Below are 19227 nucleotides of genomic sequence, written 5' to 3' on the forward strand. Positions count from 1 at the left end.
ATTTATAGCATTTTGATTTTAGTATAGATAAAACTAATAAAGTTTTATATTTTTGCACCGGAACTAATTATATACTTATATTACTTATGACTAGAATAAAACTACTGTCCATCCTTATTACATTTTGTTCATTACAAACATTCGCTACTCCACCCCGTACAAAAATAGAGAAAGACAAGGTTACCCTAACCTATATAGAAGTAAAAGACGAAGCTATTGAATTTGCTGCGTCCGATATACATAGTATGATTCTCAGGAAGAACAAAGGATTCTTATGGCCCGCTACAAAAATAGCATTTTCCAGGAAAAACGGGCAACTCTACTTCGACGTAACAGCAATAGATAATTCATGGTGCAATATGTTCCGTACTGACGAAAACCCGTATGGCTATTTTGTTATCGGTGGGAGAATGTTCATCGTAACATCCAAAGGTAATGAGCCTATCGATCTCGGTGAATATTTTACCTGTGATAACGATATAGAAAGAACATTCTACAAACCGGATGCTACAGTGAAACCTGTAAGTAAAAATCCAGTCTGGTATTATCTCCACAAAGGTAAAATGGCAACCGTCTTAGATTCTATAAATATAGCAAGCTTAGGAAGATAAAAAACAAAAGGACTGGGTTTTCAGTCCTTTTGCTATATTACTATAATTTACAATTTACCGGCCAGACTCTTCGGCAGATAAAATGTATCATTCTTATCTATATAGACTACAACTGAAGACAGTGTCACAGGCTGATCATTTAAGTACACTACCGATTTGAAGGCGGGAACAGATAAAGTCACATTCCCTTTCCTTACTTTCAACACAGGAAAACCGGCCGACTTATCGATTGTATAATCCATACCCTTAAACACATCTGTATGCTTTGCAAATATTTCCCTGGTCATTTCAGTCAAAGGTGTCTTAAATCCAAACGCATCACACAGGTATTGATTGATCTCCACATTTGTATTCATTCCTACCGGTATATCTCCATTGGGGTGATAAGCCGCGAGAAAGACTTCTTCTCCGGTGTGTCCTCCGGTGGTGAAACCGAAATAAGTATGTGAATCCATAATATTAATGATGCTGGAACCCATATTTACACTGTTACTTACCTTCATATAATCTGCTTCTTTATAATTCTTTGAACTCAACAGCAGGTTTAGTTCTTCTTCGCTGAGGTCGATATCCGTGTATTCTTTAAATATCGCTTTAAACTCTTCCGGCTTGGATTTCAGTAAGATTCTTTCCAGTCCCTCACCTGTCTTTTTGAACTTGGATACATTTTTAAACAAGTCATCAAGGGTTGCTTTATCATAACTTTTCAGATCCCTGCGCCCGATAGTGAATCCGCTGTTTCCATGGTCAGGAAGTACGATCACTGTTGTTTCCCCGTTTTTCTTCGCAAAATCCATTACTGTAGCTACTGCCTTATCAAAGGCCAGATACTCTGTAATACATCCCACCGCATCATTTCCATGTGCCGACCAGTCCACCTTGCTACCCTCTACCATCAGGAAGAAGCCGTTTTCATTTTGTGACAGCCTGTCTAACGCTTTTTGAGTCATCTCCTGTAAAGACGGGATCTGTTCAGGGTCCCGGTCCAGATCGTACGGCAATTCCCTTTCGTTGAATAATGCCCAAACTTTCTCTTTTCCATTAAATGATCTGAAAGTTTTAACATCATCCTGAATCAGTGTGGTACCTGTATTTTTGAAATGCTGTTTGATATCGTCTGTCAGTATAGAGTTTCCTCCACCAAACATTACATCCAGATTCTGGTATGCCATTTGGGACGCTATATATTCATATTTGCCACGTGCATAATAATGTGCCGAGCAATCAGCAGGGGTAGCATGCGGAAATTCCACCGTAACGACTAATCCCGTCGCTTTATTTTGCTGATATTTAGCGGCCTCCAATACTGTAGCCAAAGGCTGATAAGCCATCGCGGGATCTACGGGAACCAGATCGTTATCAGGATCAGCAACCGGATAAATAGCTACATTACCGGTCTGCTGTGGCATTCCCGTCATATAACAAGAGGTAGTAGGGGCAGAATCACCAATAGGTGCATTGGATGAAAATGTTTTCACCGTACCGCACAGATAAGGGTCAACAGCCAGATTATCTCCGCCCAGTTTATTATAAATCTGATACCAGCGTGCAGCCGAAACAACTCCGATAGAGGTTCCATCCGGTATCATTACTATGACATTCTTTGTCGGTTTTACAGGTCTCCGATACTGCTGCTGGGAAAAAACAGTAATCGAAAATACAAAGAAGAGCAATAAGCCCACACTTACTTTTTTCATTTGTTTTTTTAGATTTTGCGTTTAATTAAGATTCTCAAAGTTACAAATTATTATTTAGATTGATTACAGGCCATAGGTCTCAATATGCTTATAATATATATCATATCAAAGATATTAATTCTATCTCCTGACCCTCTTCATTGATTAAAATAAAAAGTAACAAAAGTAACAGGTATATCAATTAACTACCAACACTTATTTGTTAAGAATAATTGAATATTTTCAACCTATTCCTTAAATCTGGCAGGAAGCAATAAAATAATGAAGCAAGCAATTTACCGTTTGCCTGTCGAACGGTGTTCCTATCGAGACACTCAGCCGGATGCTGGGACATAAGAATATCAGTACGACACATATTTATGCTAAAATAATAAACAAAAAGGTGGATGAGGATATGCAGGCGCTGGAAAAGCGATTGGACGGAAAATATCAGTTTCCATAGCCAAATCATTTATAAATAAATTTACAACAGACAGCAACGATATGAAAACATCAGATAACCCAAATGAAGGGATACTAAGGATAGAGCAAGGGGGAAATAATTCATACCGGATTGTATTTGAGCCTGTAAACGCTGCTGTCTTTGATTTATTTATGTTTATTATTTGCATAATGATTTGGTTTTAAAGGATAAATATGATTATTGCCATGCAGATAAGGATAAGGCAAAGCAGGGAGATAAGGGGGAGTATAATCCGAACCGGCAAGGAGATGACTTTAAGCGCTTTGCGGACAAGTATATAAATACCTGCCACAACCAACAGCGACACCCCCGTTTTAGCCATATACCACATGCAAACACCTGCCAGAGAGACTCTCAATTAAGTGGAAAGGACGAAAAATCGTTGGTGTGGAAAGTCTGGTGAAGATGATTTTGCAAAACCATCCGTTACAGGCAGGTGTACAGCTAAAACGATGTACCCTTGCATGGCTTTCCGAAACTGTCTTTTCCGTGAATCGTTATGCAGTGTGGCGAAAATATATAGTAATGGTATATATATTTCCGCCGCATATAAGTATAACTGCGGAAAAGAGGGTTACAGGATTTAGATAGTATAAAATAAAACTTGTACCTATCCTCGCAGCATATTTTAAAATACAGCTTTCAGTCAAGATTTCTTAATGCATCTCTAATATTTACCTATACTTTCTCAAGATTAGAAAGTCATTAATATTGTTAAAATCAAAAATATTCATTTCCTTTGATTGTGAATATTTAACCTTTTATTTAACTAATATGATAGACTTTTCCGGGAACAGTAGATATTGGGCACTCGCAGGATACGACCTGCGCCTGCCATATAAAGATAATGAAGCGAATTTTATAGTTCCAAGTGTAGAATTGGCTATCCCTCCAAATGTAGATGAAATTACATATGTTGAAGCATATGAAAAAGTGTTTTTTCTAAAAAAAAATATCTCAAATGTAATATATTCCCAATATTTTCCGCACGCAAAGGCTTATAAAGGTTATAATAATTCGTTAATAAAGTTAGCTAAAGATAAACTGAGATTAGACAAACTAGAACAGTATGAGTCAGATTATTCTATTCTGAAATTAAAAAGTACAAAGAAAAATCTGTACGCTCTTCAAAAAGCAGATAATAAATTTTATATATCTAAAATATCTATTTTTGAAAATGGATTTAATGACAGAGAAGATGTAAAAGAAGTTGTTATCCCTTTTCCTGGTAGCATTGAATCTATTGATCAGGATGATATAAGCATAGAAATATTTGATATAAATGATTTTGAAGCAGACATATATATTCTTAGTAAAAAGATGAAAACTATTTATATCTCTAAGTTCCGTTCTTCAAAGGAAAAATGCGTTTTCTCCCAGAATCTTGACGTTTTAACGAATGAACATTTTTTGCCGACATCATTTTGTAAATATGATAAGGGAATCATAATTATGGATGAAGATAGAAAAGCTTTCTGTTTTTTAGAAGCAAAAAAAAACAGATTTGTTAAAAGGGAAACAGTACTTTTTGAAGAAACGGTTAAAGGAATTAAATTTTTCAGTGTTGATTTTGAAAATATTGTTTGCGATTTAACAGGAGAGTATAATAAAATTGACACAGATGTAACCCAAATAGATGTGGTTCTAATATTTAATGAAAATAAAATCTGGTATTTTAACTGTTTTACAAAAAAAATGGAACTTCTTTTTGGTGATGGTACAACACATATACGTAATGCTCCAAATGAGAAAAAAAATTTAAAAGAGTACCGCCTTATTGAAATAAAAGATATAACCCCGATTAGTAATAATTGTATTTTTTTCAAAGAGGAGGCTGAAAACTCCTATAAGTATTCCTTATTAACGCCAAGAATCAGAAGTTTATATATGCTGGGAAACATACCTATAAAAAATACAGAATCAACAACCTATGATATATCCTGATATACATGGAGAACAATTTACCAAATTGGTTTTTTTGATAAACAAAGAACTGGTTAATTATCAAAAAAAGAATACTAATTTATGTTTAGATAAGACTTCTTTTCTGGTCTCTATCGGAAAAAGTATTGATTATTCTGTAATTGACAAGAATTTTGTACATTTTGATGATGTACTGAATCCCTCATCTTACGGTTGGAGATCTGATGTTGAGTTACCATCTATTGAATGGCTGTCTGCTATAATCGCAAGCCATTTAATTAATTATAAATTAGCTATCAAATATTTGACTATGTCATTAAGTGCGATTACGTATTTGGGCTTTTACGGATTATTTGAAATATTTGAAAACGTCGAAGTTAAAGAAGCTTCTAAAGAGCTTCAATTTGAATATTATAGGAAACTATCAAAGTATCATAAAGAACAAGGGAACTATGAACAAGCACAAGACTTCCTCCACAAAGCCATCTTTGTCTCAAAAAAAAGCGTTTTTTTTCCCTATGCTCTTGTTTTATTGTCAAAATTTTATTCGGATTATTTACAACGAAATGGGATAAGTATCGCATATAGTAAAATTGTTTATAACAGAATAACCAATGATAATGACACGACTCGCAGAAATATCATCTGCCTGGATACATATGCTAAAAATATAAAAGATACTGATTATGAAGCAAGCCTCAGGATATATCGAGAATTGATATCAATTACCGGTATTCACTCATTAAGTCTTCAAAGAATCAAATTCAGATATCTTGAACTGGAGATAGATAACTCTATAAAAGAGAGAAATGTCAAGGCGCTGACTCCTTTATTAAAAGAATACGATGATTTAATTCAAAATATACTTAAAAATCCGAAAGCAAAATATATCAGAAATATTCATTTTATAGGCTTTTTCCGAAAAATAATTGAAACGATTGACAGCAAGGACTATAAGAGAAGCCGGTGGCTATATAGTAGAGTATCTAACTTGAAAAATCAAGAGGCTGAATTTACATTAAACGAATGTATAAACGAAGCGAATAAATATAGAGATAGAAAAAATATATCAATTGCCTACTTCGAAAAATCATTCTGGTCTACCGCTGAAAATGAGATTATAAGACGGAAGAAGGTTATCGACAACCTGACAAAAGGCTTGTCTTATATGAACTATTCCAACCACAAATCTATCTTTAATAAAATATATACTAAACTCCTTTTTAGATTAGCGGAAACACATATAACATTGAATAATTGGGATGAAGCGATTAAATACTATAATAAATTATATGATTATATCTCTGTTTTAATAACAGAATTGGATATTGATAAGCAAAAAGTGGATTCTATTGTCAATAGAGAAAAGCATATTGATTTTGAATCCTTAGAATATGTCGGTTTAGTTGATTTGTCTTTCCCTGAGTTAACGGAAATACAATCCTCATTATCTATGGACTACAGAACACTAACAGCAGAAATGATAGATATTAATCAAAAAATAAGTCATATACAAACTTTACAGATGTCAAATTATGGAGATATTATCGAGTCTCTGAAAAAGATCATAAAACATGATTTTGGAAATGCAATCTCCACAATCGGTAATAATATTAAACAGGCCGAAGAAAGTGCTTCAAAATATAAGTGGGATATAGACCTGAGGGATGCTAAAAAAGGGCTTTACAAAATTAACTCCCTGATTGATGAAAGTATCAGATCCAGGTTTGAAAAGCTGATTAATCCGGATGAGATTCCGGATTTAAATACCACTATAAATAATTATATTGTTATATATAACTTCTATCGGGAATATCTGACTATTCACTTTACGGTCAAAGATAAAATTAAAATTAAAATACCCTCAGAACTAATAGGACGATTAATACATAATTTGATTGAGAATTCCCGGGAAGCAGGCATCCGCAACAACATAAATTCTGTCTGGATCACGGTAGAATGTAAAGAAGAGTTTAATATGATTTTTCTAATTTACTCTGACAATACAAAAGAATATGATACACTGAAAAAAGTTATTGATAATTTAAATCAGGAAAATGATATTGTTGCAAGTCACAAAAATCCCCAAAAAGGAGGGAACGGATTGAAAAATTTAAAAAAACTATTCAGCTCATATAATAAAAACAGACTCTGGGAACTAAAAGGTGATGATAATCAAAAAACACTAATTATTCCGTTGAAAGAACGTAGAATAGAATGAAAAATAGAATAATAGAATTCCATATCGGGCCAAGAAATAGTGGAAAATCTGTTTATGTCGAAAATAAAATGCTTATTTTTGACAAGTTGCTTTATATTGCAACGCTGCCTCAAAAAGTAGAATACGGTGATTCCATTAGGAAACACCAAACACGAAGGAATGACAATTGGCATACAATTGAGGTAACCTTCGATTATTACCGGGACATATCTACAATTAGTTCGTTTCTGAACACATCCAGTGAACAGCATGCCTGTATGCTTGATGGGATCTGGACATGGTATCATTTTCAAAATGAATTAGGAGATACAATTAGCCCAAGCGAATTTGCGCAAGGAATTGTTAACCTCGTTATAAACTCAAAATCAAACTGGTATATGGTTGATATAGATTACTATGATTATTTTCCTCAATTGTATACGATTCATAATAAGATAATTAACGACCTATATATAACAAAAATTCATAAAAAAAGTTATGAGTAAAAACGAATTTAATATATTATGGATTGATGACGATTGGGCCAATCCGGATTCATTGGGTTATCAAAATTTAAGCTTGGTCAAAGGAGCTCTTGAAGACAGAAACAAGAATATAAGATTCGAGATCGAGGCAAATATAGTTAGAGGATTTATTGCCATTCAAAATCTTGATAGTGGAAAAATCAGATTTGATTTAATAATTATTGATTTGAATTTTGGCGAAATGAATGAAGGAATATGGAGTGACTTAGTAACAATGATATTGAATAAAAAAAATCAATTTGCTATATATACTTACCATAGAAACAAATACAATGATGACCTGGCCGAGGTTAGAAAAAAATGTCGGGATTATCTGATTGACATATATGATAAAAGTGATAGTGAACGTTTTATAGATGAAATAATTCAAATCTCAGAATTTACTCCCATCACTTTTGTTCATCTGAGTGACTTTCATTATGATTCCACTATAGAAAATTCGCGGAAGAAAAATCAAGAGATGCTATTTGATAACCTTATAGAATTTATATCAGAGGAGCACAAAAATACGCCGATAGATTTTTTTATTTTTTCCGGAGATTTTGCGGCAAAAAATCCCTTACTCGAATCCAAACAAGTTGCCACTTTGTTAAGAAAGATAATATCTGTAACGAATAATGATTTAAATAAACTACTGTTAGTTCCCGGTAATCATGATGTAAACTGGAATGATTTTGAAAAAGGCGTATTAGCGGAAGAACCAGGACTGCCATCTAAAATGTTATATGAGGAAATTTTTGGAGACTCTAAGGACTTTTTCAATAAACTGTCCGGACACAGCGACATGGGTTTAGATACAAAGAATTTGGATTCATTGTGTTTCTCTAAAAAATATAAAAATGGTCAAATAAACATTCTCGGACTTAATTCTGTCTCATTAGATCCAAAGCTAAAAGGTTGTGGTAGTATAAGCGAAAAAGTTATTAAATATATAAAGAATAAATGGAGAGAAGATTCTGCCCTTAATGAATTTAGGATTGCAACTTTTCATCATAATGTACTACCGTCTTTCTCTGAAAATGATTTGGACGAAAATCAAGGAATAACAAATGCCGGAAAAATTATTGAATTGTTAACAAATCAGGGTTGTGATTTATTGCTAAATGGGCATTGTCATTTTTCCGGATTGTACAATTTTTCTTTTTCTTCTTTAAATCATTCCGGTTATTCAGAAATTAAACAATTAACCACCTTATCTACAGGTACGACTGGTGGATACGCACCACAGTATGATAGAGCCAGAAGCTTTAATATTATCAGGATTTATCCAACAACAGATAGGTATAGAAAAAGTCTGAAAATCACACCTGTTATATATGATAGTACAATGAATAAATGGATAAAATGTAATGAATTACAAACAGAGATATCTAAAAGTCAAGATAGTACAATAAACTAAATTTACGAAGATTATGGTTTAAAAATTATTAATTTAAAGATTTAATTTCTTCGAGAAGTGTATTTATTCTCTGAACAGAATAGATACATTTCTTTTGGATCATAAAGCAGTAAGGTGAAAAAACAGGCAGGTAATATTTACAGTCTGAAGAATGCCTGCTTTTATGCAATCGAGGTATTTGAATCTATAAAAATAAAGCGGGACGAGGTCCCGATTATTCCTAAATCATTATCTGCTTAAAATCAAGGATCGCAAAACTTCGGAGCGTATCAACCTTTTTATTTCAGTATTGTTTTCCCAAAGAATAGTCCAATTACAGACCGGGCTCCTAACTCTATCAGTTTCCGTTTCATCTGGACAAAGCTGTCCCCGGTCGTAAATATATCATCTACCAGAAGAACGTTTTTACCTTTTATATATCTGGTGTTGAAGTCAAGATTGAAGATCTTATCCCGATGGGTTTGTCCTTTCATCTGTTCCCGGTCTTCCTTTATCCATATTGCTTTGAAGCCATCCTCTATTTTTAATCTTTTAGCCAGTATATAGTTAAACCGGGCAAACCGCTGTATGTTCCGTTCCCTTGTTGCGGCTGGTATAGGTATAAGTACCGGATTCTCCAGCTCCTTAAAAAAGGGCATGCGCAGGATAGCCAGAGAGAAAAGTTTGGCTACTAAAGCCGATTGCTTTCCCTCCTTAAAACGAAAAACAAGGTTAGAGACTTTCTTTTGATAAGTAGATATTTCTTTCTGATGAGAGACAGGATGATAGTCATGGATGTAGAAGCATAAGGCATTATCTACCTGCAGTTTTCCTTTGAAATGGTTGGTATAAGGAAAAAACTGACGGACAAAGTCGCTCATAAAAGTAAAGTGAAGAATATCCCGCCACAGAGACAGGGTTTGTTCATCCTTCAATCTATAGACTTCCCCTTCGGCATGATCTTCTCCTGCCAAACCGGCCCCGATCAGCAGTGATCCGTTAAACCTATCCCGGGAAACGATGTACCAATCAAACAAAAGGCATATCTTTTCAATAGGACAATCATTTGTACATAAGAAATAGAACTGGCTGTCTTCTTGCTGAATTAACAGAAATTCCCCGGGCAGTTTCAGAAGTTCAAAATAATTTCCGACATCATTTACTTCGGCTTCTTCTATCGGTATGGATATTTTAAGGTTGTTGATCATTAGTGGAAAGGTTTTGATGCTTATTTTTCTATATTCAGTTCCTCTAATTTCCTCTTTACTGCGCTTGGTTGCCTTTTCAGTAACTCAGCGACTTTATCTATTTTTTTGAATTTAGCGTATGCCTTGGTCATAATCTCGATTTCCCCGGCAGACCAGAACTCGTATGCCCGGGAATAGAGTTTTCTCGTTTCTATTTGAGGAAAGGTAAAATCACTCATTTCTCTTTTAGGTAATCTCTCAATATGCGGCCTTGCCTGTTTGATTAATTCGTCAATTTCGATATCCGTAAGTTCAGGCATTTTTATTTCCCTGTATTCATTGTTTGGCTCTGCCGGCAAGCATTCTTCCTGATGTACCCGATAGAAATACCACTCCATGAAAATATCACTGTTTGCATTCCTCTGCGGCTTGCATTGTGGTATCAAAGATTCCAGGACTCCCATCTCATAGAGATAGCGCAAAAATTTGCGGAAGTGTACTCCATTGTCTTTATCTTTCTCAATAAGGTTCTTTCGGGCGAGTACCGGATAAAGATCTGTGGAGCGCAACCCATCGCTATTGATTGATTCCAGATGGGCCTGGATTTCCCTGCTTATCCGTCTGGCTTTTTGAAATTCTTCATGAGTTAGTCCCATAGTATAGTTCCATTTGTGCGTTACAATTCCCTAAAATAATAAAAATTAGATATAAAGTCATTAATCCTGTGGTGTTTTCTGTATTAAAAACATTGTGTACCTTTCTTCAAAGAGTTATTTGAATCTATGAGAACAAAGTAGAATGAGGTATTTTGATCGTTTTAAGTCATTAACAGTTCTCTTCTTTCTGTTTCTTATCAAATGAAAATCAATTACATCCCATTTTTGCATCCTGTGGAGCTGTAAAAAATATGTACCATGTCCACCGACGAAACGAACAGAATAATACACAACTAATTTAGAAGAGCTGAATTACTTTGATCGGCCACTTTACCAAACAATAAAATATTGTATAATATTACGATATTTACATTACCTGTCCGTTATCCCTGTAGTTACCGGAATCAGGTAGGTAACAGGGTGGAACAAGCAGCAAAACCGTTTGTTATGTGTTAATTTGCAATATTTTACATAACCGATAGCTTATATAAACCAGGAATGTTGCCTTCGGCAAAGTCCACAAAAATATAAGCGTAAATGTAACATGAAAAATTAAAGCATTTTCTTTATATGGAAAAGAGCAGCCCTGACTAGTTTAAGATCTGACGTGGACCCCTCCGCCCATTGGGTAAATTCATCATAAAAGAAATCCAGGATCAAAAATCCGGCTTTTGGGTAACTAAATGAATAATTTACCTATATGCAGATATGATTAATGGTTATTTATAACCTGTCAACCGATATCAGAACATGACAAAAAGAAGGCGAGAATTACTTCCCGCCTTAAATGTTTTCACAACGGAATAATCCTTATTGTGATAAGCTTTTAATTTTGTTTTACAAACATAAATTTTTTCTTTGAAAAATCCAAGAGATTGTTAAAAATAATTTACCTTTAAGTGCTAAAAGTAAGATTGTGAAACGAAACATGATTTTATTACAAAAGTTTATAATATAAGGTCATGTGTTTTTTTAACCTTAAAACACAAATTAGTTATATCGCATGAAAAAGATATTAGGTTTGGATTTAGGCACGAACAGTATTGGGTGGGCATTGGTAGATAAAGATGCTCAAAAAATATTAGGTATGGGTAGCCGGATTATTCCGATGAGTCAGGATGTCTTGGGGAACTTCGACAAGGGAAATTCTGTTTCGCAGACAGAGGCAAGAACAGGGTTTCGGGGAATAAGGCGATTGAGGGAAAGACATTTGCTGCGTCGGGAACGGTTACACCGTATTCTTCATATTCTCGGTTTTCTGCCTGAACATTATGAGAAATATATTGATTTTGAAAAGCGTTTGGGACAGTTTGCCAATGAAACCGAACCTAAGTTAGCATACAATGATGATTTCATCTTCAAAGAATCTTTTGAAGAGATGGCGGCCGATTTTAAACGACAAAATCCGGCTTTGTTTTATATAAAACCGAATGGGAAGGAAACGAAGATTCCATACGATTGGACAATTTATTATTTACGAAAAAAAGCCTTGTCGCAAAAAATCGAAAAAGAGGCACTCGCCTGGATTATCCTGAATTTCAACCAAAAGCGTGGCTATTATCAATTGAGAGGCGAAGAGGAGGAAGAAAATCCGAATAAATTAGTGGAATTTCACTCTTTGAAAATTGTTGAAGTTAAAGCAGACGAAAAACCCAATAGCAAAGGTGATACATGGTATTCTCTGCATTTGGAAAACGGATGGATTTATCGCAGATCGAGCAAGAACCCATTGTTTGACTGGAAAGATAAAGTCAGGGATTTCATTGTTACTACCGACCTGAATGATGATGGTACAGTAAAAACTGACAAGGAGGGGAATGAAAGGCGTTCGTTCCGTGCACCCGGTGAAGAAGACTGGACATTGCTGAAAAAGAAAACTGAAGCAGAAATCGAACATTCCCGGAAAACAGTCGGTACATATATATATGAGAATCTGTTGTCGAATCCAAGTCAGAAAATCCGTGGCAAGCTGGTACGAACCATCGAACGTAAGTTTTACAAAGAAGAACTAATCGCCATTCTCAAAAAACAAATAGAGTTACAACCTGAACTGTTTTCCGAGGACTTATATAACGATTGCATTAGGGAACTGTACCGCAATAATGAAGCTCATCAGTTTATTCTGAGCAAAAAAGGTTTTGTCCATTTGTTCGTAAACGATATTATTTTCTACCAACGCCCTCTCAAAAGCCAGAAATCATCTATCTCAAACTGCTCCTTAGAGTTTAGAAAATATAAAGATGGAGACGGGAACGAAATTAAAGAATACCTGAAAGCCATACCGAAATCCCATCCGCTGTATCAGGAGTTTCGCCTTTGGCAGTGGATGTATAATCTCAAAATATACAGGAAAAATGATGACGCAGATGTTACCTCACAATTTATTGCAAGTATTAATGATAAGGAGAATCTCTTTGATTTCCTGAATAACCGGAAAGAAGTCGATCAGAAAGCACTGCTAAAGTATTTTAAATTGACAGAAAAAACGCATCGCTGGAACTTTGTGGAAGATAAGACCTATCCTTGCAACGAGACCGGGACACAGATAAAAACACGGTTGGCAAAAGTCGAAAATCTTCCGGCTGATTTCTTAACATCCGGAATAGAACAGAATTTATGGCATATAATCTATTCGGTAACAGACAAAAAAGAGTATGAGCAAGCTTTGTCTTCCTTTGCAAAGAAATGCAAAATAGATGAAATTTCTTTTGTAGAAAACTTCAAAAAATTTCCGCCATTTAAAAGCGAATACGGAACATATTCCGAAAAGGCGATTAAAAAGTTATTACCATTAATGCGTTTAGGCAAATATTGGGAATGGAATGCCATAGATGCAAAAACAAAAGCCAGAATTGATAAGATACTTACAGGAGAATATGATGCGGAAATAAAAGACCGCGTTCGCGAGAAAGCGATAAACCTGAATGGCGAAAACGATTTTCAGGGTTTGCAACTATGGCTGGCACAGTATATCGTTTATGATCGTCATTCCGAAGCAAGTGATATTATCCGTTGGAAAACGCCACAGGATATTGATGCTTATCTAAAAGAATTTAAGCAACATTCTCTACGGAATCCTATTGTAGAGCAGGTGATTACCGAAACGCTACGGGTAGTACGGGATATCTGGAAGAAATACGGAGACATTTCCGAAATCCATATCGAACTTGGACGTGAAATGAAAAAAACAGCGAAAGAACGGGAGCAGCTTACTTCGTATATTACAGAAAATGAAAACACCAATCTTCGTATCAAGGCCCTGTTGATGGAATTGAAGGAAAATACAGATGGAAAATTGAATGTAGATAATGTTCGTCCATATTCTCCTATACAACAGGAATTATTGAAAATTTATGAAAATAGTGTTATCAATTCCAATGTTGAGATTCCCGAAGATATTCTGAAAATAAGCAAAACGGCACAACCTACAAGCTCGGAGCTTCAACGTTATAAATTGTGGCTGGAGCAGAAATATCGTTCGCCTTATACCGGACAGTTTATTCCGCTCGGCAAATTATTCACTCCTGAGTATGAGATAGAGCATATTATCCCGCAAAGCCGCTATTTTGACGACAGTTTCAGCAATAAGGTGATATGCGAGGCCGCTGTGAATCGATTGAAAGATAACCAACTTGGTTTAGTGTTTATAAAAGAACATCATGGAGAGAAAGTACCATTGGGATTGGGACAGGTAGTCGAAATCTTTTCAGAAGAAGATTATCAGAACTTTGTAAAAGAATATTATGCAAATAACCGTTCGAAACGGACTAAACTTCTGTTAGAAGATATCCCTGAATCATTTATCGACCGTCAAATGAACGATACCCGATATATCAGTAAGATGGTGAAGGGGTTATTATCAAATGTTGTTCGTGAAGAAGGGGAGCAGGAGGCTACCTCAAAAAATATGGTGCCTTGCAGTGGTAGCGTAACCACCGTATTAAAACGAGACTGGGGCTTGGATGCTGTTTGGAACAGCCTGATTATCTCTCGCTTTGAACGAATGAACATATTGACAAACACTACCGCATTTACTGCCTGGAATGAGCAATACCAGAAATTCCTGCCAACTGTTCCTTTGGAATTGTCGAAAGGGTTTCAAAAGAAACGTATCGACCATCGCCATCATGCAATGGATGCTTTGGCTATTGCCTGTGCTACAAGGGACCATGTGAATCTCCTGAATAATCAGTCTGCTAAATCCGACCTGAAAAGATATGATTTACAACGAAAATTAAGATTGTTCGAACAGGTTTCATATTTCGATAAAAAAGCCGGCAAACAAGTAGAACGGGAAATACCGAAAGAATTTATAAAGCCGTGGGATAGTTTCACTACCGATGCCCGGAATGAGTTGGAGAAAATAGTTGTTAGCTTTAAGCAAAACCTGCGGGTAATAAATAAAACTACCAACAAGTATCAGGCTTACGAAAATGGGAAAAAGGTATTGAAATCGCAAGCGAAGGGCGACAGTTGGGCAATCCGGAAGCCTCTACACAAGGATACGGTATTTGCCAAAGTTTCGTTGCAGAGAATAAAGAAAGTAAAACTGAGCGAAGCATTGAAAAACATAGAAAATATTGTTGATAAAGAATTTAGGAACGAAATAAGGAGAATCGGTGCGGCATACGGAAAATTCGATGCGGATAAAATCAATAAATACTTCAAAGACAGGAAATATCTTTATGAGAAAAAGGATGTATCCAAGGTGGACGTTTATTATTTTGAAACGGAGAATGCCGCCGTGCGGAAATCGTTGGACACTTCTTTCACCGAAAAATTTATAAAAGAATCTGTAACAGATAGCGGGATACAAAAGATTCTTCTGAATTATTTAGCGGTGAAGGATAATAAGCCGGAACTGGCTTTTTCGCCGGAAGGCATCGAGGAAATGAACCAAAATATTACTGCGTTCAATGATGGAAAGCCTCATCAGCCAATCCGTAAAGTACGTGTGTATGAAACAATCGGTAATAAGTTCCAAGTAGGATATACAGGGAATAAGAAAGCTAAATATGTTGAGGCAGCAAAAGGGACGAATTTATTCTTTGCCATTTATGCAGACGAAAAAGGTAACCGTTCGTATGAAACTATTGCCTTAAACATTGTGGTAGAACGGTTGAAACAAGGATTAAGAGCTGTCCCTGAGCGGAATGAAAAAGGACATGAATTGCTGTTCCATTTGTCTCCGAACGATTTGGTGTATGTGCCAACGGAAGAGGAGTTGGTCAGTGGAACCAAATGCTGTATTGAGAATATTAGAGTGGACAGGATATATAAAATGGTAAGTTGTACGGGAACAGAATGTCATTTTGTCCCTCAGAATACTTCCAATCCAATAGTAAATAAAGTCGAATTTTCTCCTTTAAATAAGATGGGCAGGAGCCTTTCTGGAGAAATGATAAAGGATGTGTGCATTAAGATAAGTGTTAACAGGATAGGAAATATTTTGTGAAACAAAAAGACAGGCTTTATCAATTTAGTAAGTAAAGCCTGTCTTTAATTTAGTTTAGCTTTTTTCTAGCTTTTTTCCACCCAAAAATGAAAAAACTTACTACCTTTGGGATAGATTTTCTTGCCTTTCTTTATAATGTAGCGGCAAAAAATCTCGATTTTATTATTTTCTTTATTCATAAAGATAAAATAATAATGTGAAATAATTGAGGTGCCTTACCTCTAGGAAACCTAATCAAATTCCCGTTTGATTAGGTTTTTATCTTCAGAAAGGCATAAGATAAAAATTAAAAGCCTATCACAACACTCTCATATATATTATAATATGAAGTTCTTTATTTTACTTATGCCTTTATTTTCTCTTTATACTCTTCATATATATATAATATGAATACACTATTTATACAAAAAACCAAAAAAGAATATTTTTTATAAAAATATGAATCTTTTTTTACAAACAAAACATTTTGAAAAAAAAAAATTATATTTGTTATAAATCTTAACATTCAAATGAAATACCATGATAAAAAAGACACTTTATTTCGGCAACCCGACATACCTGAGTATGCGCAACAACCAGTTGGTAGTGAAACTGCCCGAGGTTGAAAAGAACGATACTCTGCCCGAAAAATTCAAAAAGGATAGCGAAACAACTTTCCCTGTCGAGGATTTGGGCGTCGTTGTCCTCGATCATAAGCAAATCACCCTGACACATGGGCTGATAGAGATGCTTTTGGAGAACAATACCGCTCTTATTACCTGCAATAGCAACCGTATGCCGGTTGGGCTGATGCTTCCGCTATGCGGGAATAAAACGCAGACAGAGAAATTCAATGCGCAAATTCAGGCTACCGATCCTTTGAAAAAGAACCTTTGGCAACAGACCATCAAAGCTAAGATAAAGAATCAAACTGAAGTTTTGCGAAAATTCCGTTCATGCAATATTCGTAATATGGAATATTGGTCAGGCGATGTGAAAAGTGGTGATCCGGATAATTATGAAGCACGAGCTGCCGCTTATTACTGGAAAGAGGCTTTCCCTAAAATTGAAGGCTTTGTCAGGGGCAGGGAGGAATCTCCTCCCAACAACCTGCTGAACTATGGTTATGCTATTCTCCGGGCTGTTGTGGCGCGCTCACTGGTTTCCAGTGGATTACTGCCTACTTTGGGAATACATCACCACAACCGTTACAATGCTTACTGCTTGGCAGATGATATTATGGAACCTTATCGTCCCTTTGTCGATGCGATTGTACTTTCCATTGTAGATAGCGGGGAAAATATTGAAGAGCTGTCACAGTCCATAAAAGCACAATTATTGCAAATACCTACCATTGATGTAATGATTAATGACCGGAGAAGTCCTTTAATGGTCGCAGTCAGTCAGACTACATCTTCTTTGACGCAATGTTTTGAAGGTAAGTTGCGGAAAATAAAATATCCTGAATTTGTAATGTGACATCATGTTATGCAACAGGACAGATTAAATCAATATAGGGTTATGTGGGTTTTAGTACTGTTCGATCTTCCTACCGAAACAAAAAAAGACCGGAAGGTATATGCTGATTTCCGTAAAAATCTGCAAAAGGATGGATTTACGATGTTTCAGTTTTCAATCTATCTCCGTCATTGTATGAGTATGGAAAACGCGAATGTGCATATCAAGCGGGTTAAAAAGTTTTTACCTGAAAAAGGGCATGTAGGAATCATCTGTATAACGGACAAACAATTTGGAATGATGGAATTATTTTATGGCAAAACTGCGGAAGCCAAGAAAACGGAAGGACAACAACTGGAACTTTTTTAAGAATAAAAAATCCCGATTTTGGTCGGGATTTTTATTTGAAATACATCATTTTTTGAAATCCTAATGAGTTGTGCTAGTTGTTGAATTACAGAATATTATCTATACCTATACTGTATTTCAATGAACTAAGATACAAAATTGAAAGCTTATCACAACGCAAAAGCCGATAATATTTGAAAAAATGCAACTGTATTTCAATGAACTAAGATACAAAATTGAAAGCTTATCACAACCATATCCAACGGCCTGAAAAAGCTAAAAAGACTGTATTTCAATGAACTAAGATACAAAATTGAAAGCTTATCACAACGGGCTTCATTGGCTTTGTCTTCCGCCTCTAACTGTATTTCAATGAACTAAGATACAAAATTGAAAGCTTATCACAACATATTGAAACAAATATAATAATTATGGGAGACTGTATTTCAATGAACTAAGATACAAAATTGAAAGCTTATCACAACTTCCAGGCACTTTTCACAGAAATAAGTATCACTGTATTTCAATGAACTAAGATACAAAATTGAAAGCTTATCACAACCTTTTTTCGCATATATGTCAGGATATGTAACTGTATTTCAATGAACTAAGATACAAAATTGAAAGCTTATCACAACTTACAAAGCTTTGCTGAATATTCAGCCGATACTGTATTTCAATGAACTAAGATACAAAATTGAAAGCTTATCACAACTGATATTCTTCAGGTACTCCCACGGATGGGACTGTATTTCAATGAACTAAGATACAAAATTGAAAGCTTATCACAACTGCTAACAGGAGAGCCTCCAGCTCTTCATCACTGTATTTCAATGAACTAAGATACAAAATTGAAAGCTTATCACAACTCTTTTTAGGTATGTCTTCGCCGAAAACAACTGTATTTCAATGAACTAAGATACAAAATTGAAAGCTTATCACAACTAATATCCAATTCATCCATTAAGCCCGACAACTGTATTTCAATGAACTAAGATACAAAATTGAAAGCTTATCACAACTATCGGGAAGAAGTATCTCCAGATTACCTGACTGTATTTCAATGAACTAAGATACAAAATTGAAAGCTTATCACAACTTTCTATTGATAAAGTTGCCATAATATTAACTGTATTTCAATGAACTAAGATACAAAATTGAAAGCAAAGAACCGAACAACAGACCAAAAATATCTCACTACAAATAGAAAAGGCTTCGAAGGAACTCCTCCAAAAATCGAAGATTCTAAAGAATAAGATATATTTATATAATCAAAATAAAAGAAGATTATTCCTCCAAGGTTGATCTTTTTCTTTTTTCATTCATG

The 19227-nt window shown here is 35.2% G+C and carries 12 protein-coding genes and 1 CRISPR repeat array; of the genes, 9 read left to right on the top strand and 3 right to left on the bottom strand.

What is annotated here, in order from left to right; genetic code table 11:
• Positions 1-86 precede the first annotated feature (86 nt).
• On the top strand, positions 87-611 hold the full coding sequence (locus ACYQ3L_RS09955; RefSeq protein WP_379995703.1) for a hypothetical protein: 525 nt from the start codon (positions 87-89) through the stop codon (positions 609-611).
• 47 nt (positions 612-658) lie between these two features.
• On the opposite strand, the gene ACYQ3L_RS09960 is transcribed toward ACYQ3L_RS09955, so the two are convergent.
• A complete protein-coding gene (locus ACYQ3L_RS09960; protein ID WP_379995701.1) occupies positions 659-2308 on the bottom strand; it encodes an alkaline phosphatase in 1650 nt (549 codons plus the stop codon).
• A gap of 617 nt (positions 2309-2925) precedes the next feature.
• On the opposite strand from ACYQ3L_RS09960, the gene ACYQ3L_RS09965 reads away from it, so the two are divergent.
• The 5 genes from ACYQ3L_RS09965 to ACYQ3L_RS09985 all read left to right on the top strand — a co-directional run bounded on the left by ACYQ3L_RS09965 (position 2926) and on the right by ACYQ3L_RS09985 (position 8838).
• On the top strand, positions 2926-3174 hold the full coding sequence (locus ACYQ3L_RS09965) for a hypothetical protein (protein WP_379995699.1): 249 nt from the start codon (positions 2926-2928) through the stop codon (positions 3172-3174).
• A 371-nt stretch (positions 3175-3545) separates the two neighbouring features.
• Positions 3546-4715: a hypothetical protein gene (locus tag ACYQ3L_RS09970; RefSeq protein WP_379995697.1), complete on the top strand. Its 1170-nt coding sequence runs from the start codon at positions 3546-3548 to the stop codon at positions 4713-4715.
• Entirely contained in the window at positions 4702-6915 is a 2214-nt protein-coding gene (locus tag ACYQ3L_RS09975) for a hypothetical protein (protein ID WP_379995694.1), read from the top strand. The genes ACYQ3L_RS09970 and ACYQ3L_RS09975 overlap by 14 nt, the downstream gene beginning before the upstream one ends.
• A complete protein-coding gene (locus ACYQ3L_RS09980) occupies positions 6912-7400 on the top strand; it encodes a bifunctional adenosylcobinamide kinase/adenosylcobinamide-phosphate guanylyltransferase (protein ID WP_379995692.1) in 489 nt (162 codons plus the stop codon). Before ACYQ3L_RS09975 ends, ACYQ3L_RS09980 begins: the two co-directional genes overlap by 4 nt.
• Complete coding sequence (locus tag ACYQ3L_RS09985) at positions 7393-8838, top strand: metallophosphoesterase family protein (protein WP_379995690.1); 1446 nt, start codon at positions 7393-7395, stop codon at positions 8836-8838. The genes ACYQ3L_RS09980 and ACYQ3L_RS09985 overlap by 8 nt, the downstream gene beginning before the upstream one ends.
• Positions 8839-9116: 278 nt before the next feature.
• On the opposite strand, the gene ACYQ3L_RS09990 is transcribed toward ACYQ3L_RS09985, so the two are convergent.
• Both ACYQ3L_RS09990 and ACYQ3L_RS09995 read right to left on the bottom strand, forming a co-directional pair.
• Complete coding sequence (locus tag ACYQ3L_RS09990) at positions 9117-10025, bottom strand: ComF family protein (protein ID WP_379995688.1); 909 nt, start codon at positions 10023-10025, stop codon at positions 9117-9119.
• Positions 10026-10045: 20 nt separating this feature from the next.
• Positions 10046-10660 (bottom strand): hypothetical protein, encoded by a 615-nt coding sequence (locus ACYQ3L_RS09995; protein ID WP_379995686.1) that lies wholly within the window; start codon positions 10658-10660, stop codon positions 10046-10048.
• Between the two features lie 1003 nt (positions 10661-11663).
• On the opposite strand from ACYQ3L_RS09995, the gene cas9 reads away from it, so the two are divergent.
• The 3 genes from cas9 to cas2 all read left to right on the top strand — a co-directional run bounded on the left by cas9 (position 11664) and on the right by cas2 (position 17921).
• Positions 11664-16115, top strand: a complete 4452-nt coding sequence (cas9, locus tag ACYQ3L_RS10000; RefSeq protein ID WP_379995684.1) for a type II CRISPR RNA-guided endonuclease Cas9 — start codon at positions 11664-11666, stop codon at positions 16113-16115.
• A gap of 519 nt (positions 16116-16634) precedes the next feature.
• Positions 16635-17573: a type II CRISPR-associated endonuclease Cas1 gene (gene cas1, locus ACYQ3L_RS10005; protein ID WP_379995682.1), complete on the top strand. Its 939-nt coding sequence runs from the start codon at positions 16635-16637 to the stop codon at positions 17571-17573.
• A gap of 42 nt (positions 17574-17615) precedes the next feature.
• Positions 17616-17921, top strand: coding sequence for a CRISPR-associated endonuclease Cas2 (gene cas2, locus ACYQ3L_RS10010; RefSeq protein WP_379995680.1), 306 nt, complete (start codon positions 17616-17618; stop codon positions 17919-17921).
• Positions 17922-18030: 109 nt separating this feature from the next.
• Positions 18031-19075: direct repeats of the CRISPR family, unit length 47 nt; unit sequence ACTGTATTTCAATGAACTAAGATACAAAATTGAAAGCTTATCACAAC.
• The last annotated feature ends 152 nt before the right edge of the window (positions 19076-19227 follow it).

Source organism: Dysgonomonas termitidis (assembly GCF_054657735.1).